Consider the following 13,197-nt stretch of genomic DNA (forward strand, 5'->3'; position numbering starts at 1 on the left):
ACGCTGACTGAATGGTCTCCGACGTCTCCAATCCCCTCCTTACGCGCAGCACTCTCCCCTACGAACTGCCCGACTACGCGGCCATCCGCCCCGAGCACTACCTGCCCGCGTTCGAGCAGGGTTTCGCCGCACAGCGGTCCGAGATCAACGCGATCACGGCGGATGACGAGGACCCGACGTTCGAGAACACGCTCATCGCGCTGGAGCAGAGCGGTGATCTGCTCGGCCGCGTCGCCCACACGTTCTACACGGTGTCTTCTGCCGACGCGACGCCCGAAATCCAGGAGATCGAAGAGACCCTCGCACCCCTGATGGCAGCTCACCAGGATGCGATTCAGCTGGATGGTCGGCTCTTCGATCGCATCTCGGCGATCCTCGAGCAGATCGATGACCTCGACCTGAAACCCGAGCAGAAGTTCCTCGTCGAGCGCCACCACCGTGAGATGAACCACGCGGGAGCAGGACTGGATGCCGAGGCCAAGGCACGACTCACGACGCTCAACCAGCGCCTGTCGGTGCTCACCACGACCTTCGAGAAGAATCTGCTCGCCGACACGAACGACCTCGCCGTCATCTTCGACGACCCCGCCGATCTCGATGGCCTCAGCCAGGGCGAGATCTCGGCAGCGGCGCAGGCAGCTGCCGACCGCGGGCGGGAGGGCGCGTACGCGATCACATTGACGCTGTTCACGGGGCATCCGTACCTCTCGGTTCTGACGAACCGCGAGAGCCGGCGCCGGATCATGGAAGCGTCGCGTTCGCGTGGCAACCGCGGCAACACGAACGACAACGGCGCCGTCCTGACCGAGATCGTGCGTCTTCGCGCCGAGCGCGCCGCGCTGCTCGGTTATGAGTCGCACGCCGCCTACATCACCGCCGACGAGACCGCCGGGTCGCCCGAGGCCGTGCACGAGCTGCTGCGCCGCCTCGCGGTGCCCGCCGCGCGCAACGCCGAACGCGAGCGAGCCGAATTGCAGGTATTGGCGGATGCCGAACCCGAGCCGTTCGCGATCGAAGCCCACGACTGGGCGTTCTATACCGAAAAGGTCCGGACCGCGAATTTCGACATCGACACCGCGGCGCTCCGCCCCTGGTTCGAGGCCGAACGCGTCCTGCAGGGAGGAGTCTTCTACGCCGCCGAACAGCTCTACGGCGTAAGTTTCATCGAACGGTCCGACCTGCGCGCGTACCACCCCGAGGCGCGGGTGTTCGAGGTTCTCAACGAGGACAGCTCCCCCGTCGGGCTTTTCGTCCTCGACCTGTATACGCGCGATTCCAAGCGCGGTGGGGCTTGGATGAACTCGATCGTGTCGCAGTCGGCCCTCCGCGGAACGCGGGCGGTCGTCGTCAACAACCTGAACGTGTCGAAGCCCGGCGCGGGTCTGCCGACGCTCCTGACCCTCGACGAGGTCACGACGCTCTTCCATGAGTTCGGGCACGCGCTGCACGGCCTGTTCGCCACGGTCACGTACCCGCACTTCGCGGGCACCAATGTTCACCGCGACTTCGTGGAGTTCCCGAGCCAGGTCAACGAGATGTGGATCCTCTGGCCCGAGGTTCTGCGCAACTACGCCCGGCACGTCGAGACGGGCGAACCGCTACCGGAAGACATCGTCGACCGGCTCCGCTCGACCGAGACGTTCAACCAGGGGTTCGCAACGAGCGAGTACCTCGCCGCGTCCTGGCTCGACCAAGCCTGGCACTCGCTGTCCGAGAGCGCGGCCGAATCCGTCACCTCTGTGGCGGACTTCGAGCGCGAGGCGCTGGCCAACATCGGGCTCGATCTACCGGCCGTGCCGCCGCGCTACGCCTCGACCTACTTCGCCCACGTCTTCTCGGGCGGCTACAGCGCCGGGTACTACTCGTACATCTGGAGCGAGGTGCTCGACGCCGACACGGTGCAGTGGTTCCGCACGCACGGCGGTCTGCGCCGCGACAACGGCGACCGGTTCCGCCAGCGTCTGCTCGGTGTGGGCGGCTCGAAGGATCCGCTCGAGGCCTACCGCGACTTCCGGGGCCGGGATGCCGACATCCAGCCGCTGCTGTCGCGCCGGGGACTCGACGCCTGACCGGTCGCCCCGCCCTCGGGGTGCGAGCCGCGCGCAAGCAGCGCGGCGCTCGGACGCGGACCGCGCCCGGTCCCGTGACGGCGCTCAGAGGAGCGACGGAACGATTTCGCGGCGGCCGACCGCACACGGGCGCTGAGCTGCCAGGCCAGGACGCCCGCGGCGAACGAGGCGAGCGTCGCAAGCCACGGGACGTCATCCTCCAGCCACGGGTACACCTGCCACTGCACGAGATAGATGTACAGCGACGCGGCGGCAAGCACGCGAATCGCCGGCACCAGAATTCTCGGCACGGCGATGTGCGTCAGCCAGAGCAACATCAGAAGGCCCGCGGCGACGACGGCCTCCCGGGTCGGGTCACCGAAAAATCCCGGGAGAGAGGCGGCGATGCACAACGACACCGCGACGCGGCTGCGGAGGGTCGTGGCTCGCGCGATCAACCATCCGAGCGCGACCAGCCAAGCGGTGGCGGGCAGCGTGTAGCGCTCGAGCGGCCCCGCCTCGAATCCGGTGACGATCAGCCGGATTGCGATCGCCACAAGGAATATCACGAGAGCCGACGTGAACGGTCGGCGTCGATCCGCCCGTGTGATCCACGGGACCGCCATCACCGCAGCGAGCGCGATGATCGACCATACGGCGGCTTCGAGGAACCAGAAATGCCATTGGGCACTCCATCCCGCTCCCGTGCCTCCCATGGCGTTGAGCAGCAGAACGGTGGTGGGCCGGTAGGCGCCGGTGAGAAGCGCCACAGCCCCGATCCACAGCATCGCGGGAATCGCAATGCCGGCGGCGGTCCGGATGAGTCCGCGCACCCGCGCGTGCGGGGTGACCCTCGCGAGCTGAAAGCGAGCGAGATTGAACCCGATCAGCGCCAGCAGCACGTGCGCGCCACCCTGCACGTCGATCAGGTTCGCGTGGGTCGCCGTTACGAGCACGATCGCCACCGCGCGCAGGACAAGCGACGGTTCGATATCGACTAGGGGTGCTCGGTCCCGGCCCCGGGTCGAGGGCCCCGGGTCGAGAGGAGCCGCGTGAGCGGCGAGTTGACGAACGGTCATCGCAGGCCAGTCTCTGGGGAGCGCCCCGAGAACCTCACCCAGGCGAAGCGACACCTCGACGTAGCTCAGCGAGTCGCCCTCAAGGCTCGAGAAGCTGTCGTTCAGGCCGGCGTCGGGCCGATCGAGCAGTTCCGCGTACAGCGCGCGCACGCCCTCCGGCGTCGCGTCGCGTCGCGTCGCCCCCGCATTCTCCCTCGCGTCACGGACCAAGAGCTCGAGGGCGCGCCAGTCCGGCTTTGCCGTCGAGGTATCGGGAAAGGATTCAACGACGAACGACTCCACTGCGTGCGCCGGGAGCCCCAGTAGCCGGGCGGTACGCGAGGCAGCCGGGAGGAGCAGGTCCACGTCGCGGACCGCCAGCACCAGTCGTTCATCGATCCCGAGGGCACGCGCGTCCACGCCGTCCATCGCGAGCTGTCGCTGCACTCTGTCAAGATCCACGCGCAGGCCGAATACTTTCACGAAGCGGTTGAGCCGACCCACGATCTCGAACAGGCCGTCATCACGCAGGCGTGCCAGATCACCGGTGCGCAACTCTGCGAGGGTATGACCCGCCGCGAGATCCGCTGGTGATTCCGCGTAACCCATCATGACGTTTTCGCCTCGGTAGACGAGCTCGCCGACCCCCTCGGAGTCCGCCCCTTCGACCGACAGCGCGCCGCCCGGGATCGGCACGCCGATCGCATCCGGATGCTGCTCCGCCAGCTCGGGCGGAAGATACGCCATCCGCGCAGTGGCCTCGGTCTGCCCGTACATCACCACCAGGTCAAACCCGGCCTCGGCACCCAGCCGCGCGTAGTCGCGGACCCGTTGGGGATCAAGCCTTCCCCCGGCCTGTGTGATGTACCTCAGGGTGGGTAGTCGCCGATTCGAGAAATCCGCCGCATCGAGGAGGTCGAAGGTGTAGGGCACACCTGCGAAAGAGGTGCAGTCGGCGTTCTCGAATGCCTGCCAGAACGCGGGGTCCACGACCGAGTGGGAATTGAGGCGGATGGCGGCGCCCGCGACGAAGTGACTGTTGATCACCGAAAGCCCGTAGCAATACGAGAACGGCAGGGTGGTGATCGCCCGGTCTTTCGGCGTCAGCCGAAGATAGCGGGCAATACTGACGGCGTTGCTCTCGATGTTGCGGCGACTCAGCCGAACGAGCTTTGGCGACCCAGTCGAGCCCGACGTGCTGAGGAGCAGCGCGAGGTCGGGGTGGAGCTGATGCCGCGTACCCGATCGGCGCTGCTCGAGCACTGCCGCCGCACTCGTGAGCGTCACGTCCGGGTCATAGCGCTCGATGAGCGCGTCCGCCGACTCCGGCGGCACGAGGAGCGCGACGTGCCCGCCCGCGAGCGCTGCGAGATATGTCACCAGTGGTTCGATGTCGTTGTGCGTCTCGATGAGGACCAGGCGGCGTCCCCCACCGATCTCGGCCACGCGCCGGGCCACCCGTTGAGCGAGCTCGTCGTAGCGGATCAAATCGTGATCCGTGATGAGAGCGGCCGCCGCAGGCTCCCCACGCAGAAGGTCGAGCGCTCCCGCGCTCCCGTGATGTTCCTCGGTCGGCGTCTCGTGCGTCACGTCCACCACCGCACCTCCTCGCAGCCATCCACAGCCATCCGACGTCATCGACCTCGGGCCGTCGAATGCCGCCGACAACACTAGCTGAAGTATGGTTAGCGTTACCTATCTTTCGTCCCGACGTCCGCTCACGCCCGACCAGCACCGCCCGAGAAAGCTTCACCCATGTACCTAACGCGGGTATCCGCCGCCGCGACCGCACTCGTGGCACTGATCATCCTTTCGGCCTGCTCGGCGGGTTCCGCCCCCAGCGACGGCGCCGAGAGCCTCTCGCTCTATTCGGGCCGCAGCGAAGATCTGATTCAACCGCTCATCGACCGCTTCGAGGCCGAAAGCGGCTTCGACGTGCAGGTGCGCTACGGGGACACCCCCGAGATGGCGGCGTTGCTGCTCGAGGAGGGCGTCAACTCCCGCGCCGACGTGTTCTTGTCGCAGGACGCGGGTGCCCTCGGCGCGCTCAGCGCCGCGGGCCTGTTCCGCCCCTTGCCGACCGGCCTGGCCACCGCCGCGCCGGCCGGTTTCAGCTCCACCGACGGCAGCTGGGTGGGGCTCACGGGACGCGCGCGCGTGTTCGTCTACGACTCCGAGCGGATACCCGCAGCCGCGGTCCCCGATGGCGTCGACGCGCTGATCGAGCCGGAGTGGCGCGGTCGCTTCGGCATCGCCCCGGGGAACGCGAGCTTTCAATCATTCGTCACGGCGTACCGCGTCCTGCGCGGCGAAGAAGCCGCCGATCGCTGGGTGGCGGGCATCGCCGCGAATCAGCCGCAGGTCTTCGATAACAACGTCGCGATTCTGACGGCCGTGAACGACGGTGCGCTCGACATCGGACTGCTCAACCACTATTACTGGTACCGGCTCGCCGAGGAGGCCGGAATCGACAATATGCGCGCCCAGCTGAAGTTTCCCGCCGCGGGCGATCCCGGCTCCATCGTGAACGTCACGGGAGCGGGGATTCTCGCCACCACGAGTCGTGGCGAGCAGGCGGAGCAGCTCATCGAATATCTCCTGAGCCCGGCGGCACAAGAATATTTCGCCGCGGAGGTGCACGAGTACCCCCTCACGGCCGCCGACGCCGCCCCCGAAGGGTTGCCGGCCATCGACTCGCTGCGAAACCCCGAGCTGGATCTGTCGGATCTGGGATCGCTGTCCGAAACGCAGGAGCTGCTCGCCACGCACGGTCTGCTCTAGGTCGACGAGGTGATCACCCTGCGAAGCAGCACGGGGCGCGCGCGGCCACCGGTCTGGCTCGCCGCGCTCGGCGTCGGTGTCGGCGCCCTCGCCCTGATCCCCCTCGCCTACCTCGTGGTGCGCTCGGTGGAGGCCGGCGAAGGAGCGGTAGAGACGCTCCTTCGCCCGCGCACCGCCGCGCTCGTCGTCAATTCGCTGGCGCTGGCGATCTCGGTGGGCGCGACGTGTCTCATCCTGGGCACCGTGGCGGGGTGGACGCTCGCGCACGTCCGGTTGCGGTATCGCGCCGTCTGGGTGGTGCTCGCCACCCTGCCCCTCGCGGTGCCATCGTTCCTCGCCGCCTACGGCTGGCTCGTCCTGTTCCCCTCGGTCTCGGGATTCTGGCCGAGCTGGCTGGTGCTGTCGATGGCCGGAACGCCCTACGTGACGCTCGCCGTCGCCGCGGCGCTGCGGTCCTCTTCCGGACAGCTGGAGCCAGTCGCACGGTCCCTCGGCCGTTCTGCGCTTTCGGCGTTCTTCTCCGTGACATGGCCGCGAATCGCCCCCAGTGCCCTCGCTGGCACCCTCATCGCCTCGCTGTACTGTCTCTCGGACTTTGGCGCGGTCTCGATGCTTCGCTTTCAAACCCTGACCTGGGGCATCCACTCGGCGTACGCCGCCAGCTTCGATCGCGGCCTCGCCGCGGTCCTCTCGGTCGTCCTGGTGCTGCTGGCCGCCATGGTGGTGATCGTCGAACGTCGCCTTCGCCGCCGCGTGCCGCCGTCGCTCGGATCCGCCCCTCCGCCATCCCTCACGCTCGATTCACGCACACTGCCCTTCGTAGCGCTTGCGTCGATTCCTCCGTTGCTGGGAGTGGTGCTGCCGCTCGGGGGGCTGATGAGCCGACTGCTTCGAGCCGAGACGATGAGGCAGATCGATGTCGAGCGGTTCGTCGCGGCGTCCGTATCTACGGTGACGCTTGCCGCCGCCGCCGCGGCACTGACCGTGCTCCTCGCCTTGCCCGTCGCCGCTCTCGCGGCACGGTATTCGGGAGCGCTGGTCTCTCTCGTGGAGTCGTCGACGTCCGTCGCGCTGGCACTCCCGGGCATCGTTGTCGGTCTTTCGCTCGTGTTTTTCACGCTGACCGTCGCGCCCGCCTTCTATCAGGGCGTGGCCGCCCTCATCTTCGCGTACGCGGTGTTGTTTCTGCCCAGGGCTGTGGGTACGGTGCGCTCGGGCCTGGCACTCGTGCCCGCGCGGCTGCCCGAGGTGTCCCATTCCCTCGGCGTGGGCCCGCTCCGCAGCTGGATGCGGATCACCGTTCCGCTCGCCCTGCCGAGCCTCGGCGTGGCCGCATGCCTCGTCGCCATCGCCGCGGCGAAGGAGCTTCCGGCGACCCTTTTGCTGCGCCCGACGGGGACGTCGACCCTAGCCACCGAGCTCTGGGCCCGCACCGCCGTCGCCGAGTTCGGTGCCGCCGCGCCATACGCGGCGATGCTGGTGCTGGTGGCGGCGCTGCCGGCGGTACTGCTCTCCAGGGCGGCGGGAAGGGACGCGACATGACCTGGGTGGATGTACACAAGGCGAGCATCGGCTTCTCGCAGGAGCCGGTTCTGGACGAACTGGACCTGCAGGTGGAACGTGGGCAGATCGCGGCGGTCCTCGGGCCGAGTGGCTGCGGCAAGTCGACTCTGCTGAGGGCGATCGCCGGTCACCTGCCGCTCTCGGCCGGCACGATCAGCATCGGCGAACGCGTGCTCTCGACCGCGCGCGGCCGGGTGCGCCCCGAAAAGCGCGGGGTGGGGTGGGTGCCGCAAGAGGCTTCGCTCTTCCCCCATCTTTCCCTCCGACGCAATATCGGTTATGGGCTGCGGTCTGCCGCGGAGCGAGCGTCGCGGGTTGACGAACTCGCCACGCTGGTCGGGTTGTCCCGTCTTCTGGATCGACGCCCCGACGAACTCTCCGGTGGTCAGCGGCAACGTGCGGCACTCGCCCGGGCGCTGGCGCCGCGACCTCAGTTGCTGCTCCTCGATGAGCCCTTCGGTGCTCTCGATCGCAATCTCCGAAACGAACTTCGGACGGACGTCGCCGAACTGCTGCGAGATCAGGAGGCGACCGCTCTGCTCGTGACCCATGATCAGGAAGAGGCCCTGAGCCTCGCCGATCGCGTCGCCATCATGCGCGAGGGCCGTGTGCTGCAGGTCGGTACCCCGCGTGAGGTGTACGAACGTCCCGTCGATCCGTGGGTCGCGAACTTCATCGGCGAGACTGTCGAGTTGCCCGGCGATCTGATCGGCGACCGCGTGCAGACGCCGATCGGCGACTTCCGCGGCATCGGACGCGCCCCCGACGGCGCCGTGCGGGTCATCGTCCGGCCGGAATGGATCCGGCTCGACGCCGACTCAGCTTTGCGATGCAGGGTGCGGTCCGTGCAATACGCGGGGCACGATGCCCTGGTTGAGGTTCGCACGGAGAGCGGCTTCGAGTTGACCGCACGCGCGGTCGCCCCGAACTTCCCATCGCCCGGGGATGCGGTCACCGTCTCGATCGAGCGCGGTGTGTTGATCTTCCCGGTTTGACCCGCACCGTCTCGCGGCGCGGGCGCCTGGGCGTCTTGTACCATACGCGAGCTCACGAGCGCCCGCCCGCGGTGCGATGCCGCCCGTCAGGCGCTCTTCTTCGCTCGGTTCATGACGAGTGTCGGCGCGGCACCGTCGTCGACCGCGGCGCGGGTGACGATGACCTTCGCGACGTTCTCGGTCGACGGGATGTCGAACATGATCGGTCCGAGCACGTCCTCCAGGATCGCACGCAGACCGCGCGCACCGGTCTTGCGACCGACCGCGAGCTCTGCGATCGCGTCGAGCGCGTCTCGCTCGAAGTCGAGCTCGACGCCATCGAGTTCGAACATGCGCTGATACTGCTTCACCAGCGCGTTACGCGGTCCCGTGAGGATCTCGATGAGCGCCTCGCGGTCGAGCTGAGACACGGATGCCACAACGGGCAGACGTCCGATGAACTCCGGAATGAGGCCGAACTTGTGCAGGTCTTCCGGCAGGACCTCACTGAAGAGGTTCTGGTCGTCGTCCTTCTCGTGCAAACGGGCGCCGAAGCCCACGCCGTGACGACCGACGCGCGAGGAGATGATGTCTTCAAGCCCCGCAAAAGCGCCGGCGACGATGAACAACACGTTCGTCGTGTCGATCTGGATGAACTCCTGGTGCGGGTGCTTGCGGCCGCCCTGCGGCGGAACCGACGCGACCGTTCCCTCGAGGATCTTCAGCAGCGCCTGCTGCACACCCTCGCCCGAGACGTCACGCGTGATCGAGGGATTCTCGGCCTTGCGGGCGATCTTGTCGACCTCGTCGATGTAGATGATGCCCGTCTCGGCGCGCTTCGTGTCAAAGTCGGCGGCCTGGAGGAGCTTCAGCAGGATGTTCTCGACGTCTTCGCCGACGTATCCGGCCTCCGTCAGAGCCGTCGCGTCCGCAACCGCGAACGGGACGTTGAGGCGCTTTGCGAGCGTCTGAGCGAGGTACGTCTTGCCGCAACCGGTCGGACCGAGGAGCAGAATATTGCTCTTCGCGATCTCGACCTCTTCGGCGCGCTGCTCGGCTGATTGGATCGTGCCGTGCGCGCGCACGCGCTTGTAGTGGTTGTAGACGGCGACGGACAGGGCACGCTTTGCATCCTGCTGCCCGACGACGTACTCCTCGAGGAACGAGAAGATCTCACGCGGCTTGGGCAGATCGAAGTCCGAGACGACGCCGGTGCCGGCCTCGGCCATCCGCTCTTCGATGATCTCGTTGCAGAGCTCGACACACTCGTCGCAGATGTAAACGCCGGGACCGGCGATCAACTGCACGACCTGCTTCTGACTCTTGCCACAGAAGGAGCACTTGAACAGGTCTGCGCTTTCGCCGATGCGGGCCATCGGGCTCCTCCTCATGCATGCCCGGACGACCGGGCGGGACAATAGTGCGAGCCTAACAACTCGCCCCGACATCCGGTCGTATTGACCGATGCCGGGGCGAGCCGGTAGCGGACTATTTGGTGAGTGCCGCGGGAACGCGCTTGCGTGTCGTCAGAACCTGGTCGACGAGGCCGTACGCGACGGCGTCGACACCGCTCAGGATCTTGTCGCGATCGATGTCGCGGTTGACCTCTTCGCGCGTCTTGTTGCTGTGCTTGGCCAGCGTGTCCTCGAGCCAGGTGCGCATGCGAAGGATCTCGGCCGCCTGGATCTCGATGTCGGACGCCTGCCCGTGACCGGCCTCGCCCATGGCGGGCTGGTGGATCAGGATGCGGGCGTTCGGCAGGGCGAGTCGCTTGCCGGGGGCGCCAGCCGCCAGCAGCACGGCTGCGGCCGAGGCCGCCTGCCCGAGCACAACGGTCTGGATCTGCGGCGACACGTACTGCATGGTGTCGTAGATCGCCGTCATCGCGGTGAACGAGCCACCGGGCGAGTTGATGTACATGATGATGTCGCGGTCGGGGTCCTGGCTCTCGAGAACCAGGAGCTGGGCCATGACGTCATCCGCCGAGGCGTCGTCGACCTGGACGCCCAGGAAGATGACGCGATCTTCGAACAGCTTGTTGTACGGGTCCTGGCGCTTGTAGCCGTAGGCCGTGCGCTCCTCGAACTGGGGCAGGATGTAGCGCGATCCGGGGGCCTGGAGTCCGCGGTGCGCGAGACCCTCTGCCGCGGCCGAGCCGAAGGTGGGGATGTCCATATTCATGCTTCCTTGTCTGTCCTTCGGATGCCTCAGATAGCCGTCCCGCCGCCACCAGTGACGTCGGAGAGGTGCGCGCGGATGTGATCGACGAAGCCGTACTCGAGGGCCTCATCGGCGGTGAACCAGCGGTCGCGGTCACCGTCTTCGTTGATCTGCTCGACGGACTTGCCCGTCTGCGCTGCCGTGATCTCGGCCAGGCGGTTCTTCATCGAGACGATGAGCTGGGCCTGCGTCTGGATGTCGCTCGAGGTACCGCCGAAGCCGCCGTGGGGCTGGTGCAGCAGCACGCGCGCGTTGGGCGTGATGTAGCGCTTGCCCTTGGTTCCGCTCGTGAGCAGGAGCTGGCCCATCGAGGCGGCCATGCCGATGCCGACCGTGACGATGTCGTTCGGTACGAACTGCATCGTGTCGTAGATCGCCATGCCGGCGGTGATCGATCCACCGGGCGAGTTCACGTAGAGAAAGATGTCCTTCTCGGGGTCTTCCGCGGCGAGCAGCAGGATCTTGGCGCAGATCTCGTTGGCATTCTCGTCGCGCACCTCGGATCCCAGCCAGATGATGCGGTCCTTCAGCAGCCTGTCGAAGACACTCGTTGCCATCAATGGTTCGGCCATCGTTGCTCCCATTCGTTGTACGTCTGCGACGAATCTACCGGCGCGGATCGGCGGCTTCGCCCGTGTTCGCCCTGGGCAGAGCGGGTGTCGCGGCGCGCTCCCCCGCGGGCGCCCACGTCTCGCCGAAACAGAAGAGGACGGATGCCGCGGGGCATCCGTCCTCTTCGCTATCGCGGTGGCGATCAGGCCTTGTCGGCCGCAGCCTTCTTGGCCGGAGCCTTCTTCGCGGGGGCCTTCTTGGCCGGCTTCTTCTCGGCCTCTTCGGCCTCGATCACGGCGTCGGCCTCGGCGGCGGCATCCGCGATCTCTGCAGCCTCTTCGACGACCTCTTCTTCGGCCTCGAGCTCGTCCTCATCCCGTTCCTCGTCGTCCACGGCGATAAAGCCGGACAGGTCGACGGGCTTGCCGTTGGTGTCGACGACAGTGACCTTGCCGAGCGCGACCGCGAGGGCCTTGTTGCGGGCGACCTCACCGACGAGCGCGGGCAGCTGATTGCCCTGCTGCAGCGCCTGCATGAACTCCTGCGGCGCCATGCCGTACTGCGCGGCGGACTGGATGATGTACTGGCTCAGCTCTTCCTGCGACACCTGCACATCGGCGTCCTCGGCGAGCTTGTCGAGCACGACCTGCGTGCGGAACTGCTTCTCGCTCGCTTCGGTTACCTCGGCGCGGTGCACGTCGTCTTCGAGGCGACCTTCGCCCTCGAGGTGCGTGTGCACCTCGTCCTCGACGAGCTGCGCGGGAACCGGGATGTCGAGCTGCTCCAGGAGCGTCTCGATCAGCTTGTCGCGCGCGGCCGAGCCCTGTGTGAACGCCGACTGCTGGCCGACGCGCTCGCTCAGGCTCTCGCGGAGCTCAGCGATGGTGTCGAACTCGCTGGCGATCTGTGCGAAGTCGTCATCGGCCTCGGGCAGCTCGCGCTCCTTGACCGCAGTGACCGACACGACGACCTCGGCCTCTTCACCGGCGTGGTCGCCACCGACGAGCTTCGAGCGGAACGTGGTCTCTTCGCCGGCGGTGAGCGAATCGATGGCCTCGTCGATGCCCTCGAGCAGTTCACCCGAGCCGACCTCGTACGACACGCCACCGGCTCGGTCGATCTCGGCACCGTCGATCGTGGCGACCATGTCGAGCTCGACGAAGTCACCAGTCTTGGCGGGGCGGTCGACGGTGATGAGCGTGCCGAAGCGGCCGCGCAGGCGGTCGAGCTCTTCGTCGATGGCGGACTCGTCGACCTCGACGGCGTCGACCGTCAGCGTGATGCCCTCGAGCGGGGGCAGGGTGACCTCGGGGCGGACGTCGACCTCGACCTCGACCTTGAGGTCTCCCGAGAAGTCCTTGTCGCTCGGCCATTCGACGATGTCGGCGGAGGGGCGACCCACGACGCGGACGTTGTTCTCGCTTACGGCCTCACGGAAGAAACGGTCGAGCGCCTCGTTGACGGCGTGCTCGATGACCGCACCGCGACCGACGCGCTGGTCGATGATCGGCGCGGGCACCTTGCCCTTGCGGAAGCCGGGGACCTGGATGTCTTCGGCGATGTGCTCGTATGCGTGCGAGATGCTGGGCTTCAGCTCCTCGGGCGTGACCGTGATGTGCAGCTTCACGCGCGTGGGGCTGAGCTGCTCGACGGTGCTATTCACCATGCTGGTTGTTCTCCTCGTGATTGATCGCACGCGCGAATGCGCTGCGGGTCAGGGTCTGTGTGGATCGTCCGTCGGGGCGACAGGATTTGAACCTGCGGCCTCCCGCTCCCAAAGCGGGCGCTCTACCAAGCTGAGCTACGCCCCGGGGTGACCCCGCGCGTCAACGCGGGTACGAAACGACCCCCAAGAGTCTAGCCGAGTCCCTCACCGCGGCGTCGCGGCCAAGCTACCCGCGGTCTCACGTCTGCTGATCGGGCACCCTCGGCGATCAACCGGGCACCCTCGGTTGCTGAATCGGGCACCCTCGGTCACTGAGCCTGTCGAAGTGACCCGTC

9 protein-coding genes and 1 tRNA gene are annotated in these 13,197 nt (G+C 67.2%); 4 read left to right on the forward strand and 6 right to left on the reverse strand.

The window, feature by feature from the left end; translation table 11 throughout:
- Positions 1-11: 11 nt before the first annotated feature.
- Positions 12-2,069 (forward strand): M3 family metallopeptidase, encoded by a 2,058-nt coding sequence (locus tag MIC448_RS01600; RefSeq protein WP_036295064.1) that lies wholly within the window; start codon positions 12-14, stop codon positions 2,067-2,069.
- Here the strand turns inward: MIC448_RS01600 and MIC448_RS01605 are convergent.
- Complete coding sequence (locus tag MIC448_RS01605) at positions 2,000-4,705, reverse strand: AMP-binding protein (RefSeq protein ID WP_158497517.1); 2,706 nt, start codon at positions 4,703-4,705, stop codon at positions 2,000-2,002. The two genes, MIC448_RS01600 and MIC448_RS01605, sit on opposite strands and share 70 nt — an antisense overlap.
- A 156-nt stretch (positions 4,706-4,861) precedes the next feature.
- Between MIC448_RS01605 and MIC448_RS01610 the strand changes: the two genes are divergently transcribed.
- Genes MIC448_RS01610 through MIC448_RS01620 form a run of 3 tightly spaced genes read left to right on the forward strand, consistent with a single transcriptional unit; the run spans position 4,862 to position 8,445 of the window.
- Positions 4,862-5,887 (forward strand): extracellular solute-binding protein, encoded by a 1,026-nt coding sequence (locus MIC448_RS01610; RefSeq protein ID WP_036295067.1) that lies wholly within the window; start codon positions 4,862-4,864, stop codon positions 5,885-5,887.
- A 9-nt stretch (positions 5,888-5,896) separates the two neighbouring features.
- Positions 5,897-7,429: an iron ABC transporter permease gene (locus tag MIC448_RS01615; protein WP_199484394.1), complete on the forward strand. Its 1,533-nt coding sequence runs from the start codon at positions 5,897-5,899 to the stop codon at positions 7,427-7,429.
- Entirely contained in the window at positions 7,426-8,445 is a 1,020-nt protein-coding gene (locus tag MIC448_RS01620) for an ABC transporter ATP-binding protein (protein ID WP_036295069.1), read from the forward strand. Before MIC448_RS01615 ends, MIC448_RS01620 begins: the two co-directional genes overlap by 4 nt.
- A gap of 86 nt (positions 8,446-8,531) precedes the next feature.
- On the opposite strand, the gene clpX is transcribed toward MIC448_RS01620, so the two are convergent.
- The 5 genes from clpX to MIC448_RS01645 form a co-directional block, all read right to left on the reverse strand.
- Positions 8,532-9,800 carry an ATP-dependent Clp protease ATP-binding subunit ClpX gene (gene clpX / locus MIC448_RS01625; RefSeq protein WP_036295072.1) on the reverse strand — a complete coding sequence of 423 codons (1,269 nt, stop codon included), beginning with the start codon at positions 9,798-9,800 and terminating at the stop codon, positions 8,532-8,534.
- A 112-nt stretch (positions 9,801-9,912) separates the two neighbouring features.
- The gene (locus MIC448_RS01630; RefSeq protein ID WP_036295075.1) at positions 9,913-10,599 is read right to left on the reverse strand and encodes an ATP-dependent Clp protease proteolytic subunit; all 687 of its coding nucleotides are present in this window, start codon (positions 10,597-10,599) and stop codon (positions 9,913-9,915) included.
- A gap of 32 nt (positions 10,600-10,631) precedes the next feature.
- Positions 10,632-11,216 (reverse strand): ATP-dependent Clp protease proteolytic subunit, encoded by a 585-nt coding sequence (locus MIC448_RS01635; protein WP_036295078.1) that lies wholly within the window; start codon positions 11,214-11,216, stop codon positions 10,632-10,634.
- Positions 11,217-11,398: 182 nt separating this feature from the next.
- Positions 11,399-12,862: a trigger factor gene (gene tig, locus MIC448_RS01640; RefSeq protein WP_036295080.1), complete on the reverse strand. Its 1,464-nt coding sequence runs from the start codon at positions 12,860-12,862 to the stop codon at positions 11,399-11,401.
- A 71-nt stretch (positions 12,863-12,933) separates the two neighbouring features.
- Positions 12,934-13,007, reverse strand: a tRNA-Pro gene (locus MIC448_RS01645).
- Positions 13,008-13,197: the final 190 nt, after the last annotated feature.

Source organism: Microbacterium sp. C448, assembly GCF_000582705.2.
In the GTDB taxonomy this organism is placed as follows: Bacteria; Actinomycetota; Actinomycetes; order Actinomycetales; family Microbacteriaceae; genus Microbacterium; species Microbacterium lacus_A.

Coding starts and splice junctions, on each gene's coding strand:
- tig (WP_036295080.1), bottom strand. CDS start 12,862: ATGGTGAATAGCACCGTCGAGCAGCTCAGCCCCACGCGCGTGAAGCTG.
- MIC448_RS01630 (WP_036295075.1), bottom strand. CDS start 10,599: ATGGACATCCCCACCTTCGGCTCGGCCGCGGCAGAGGGTCTCGCGCAC.
- clpX (WP_036295072.1), bottom strand. CDS start 9,800: ATGGCCCGCATCGGCGAAAGCGCAGACCTGTTCAAGTGCTCCTTCTGT.
- MIC448_RS01600 (WP_036295064.1), top strand. CDS start 12: ATGGTCTCCGACGTCTCCAATCCCCTCCTTACGCGCAGCACTCTCCCC.
- MIC448_RS01610 (WP_036295067.1), top strand. CDS start 4,862: ATGTACCTAACGCGGGTATCCGCCGCCGCGACCGCACTCGTGGCACTG.
- MIC448_RS01620 (WP_036295069.1), top strand. CDS start 7,426: ATGACCTGGGTGGATGTACACAAGGCGAGCATCGGCTTCTCGCAGGAG.
- MIC448_RS01635 (WP_036295078.1), bottom strand. CDS start 11,216: ATGGCCGAACCATTGATGGCAACGAGTGTCTTCGACAGGCTGCTGAAG.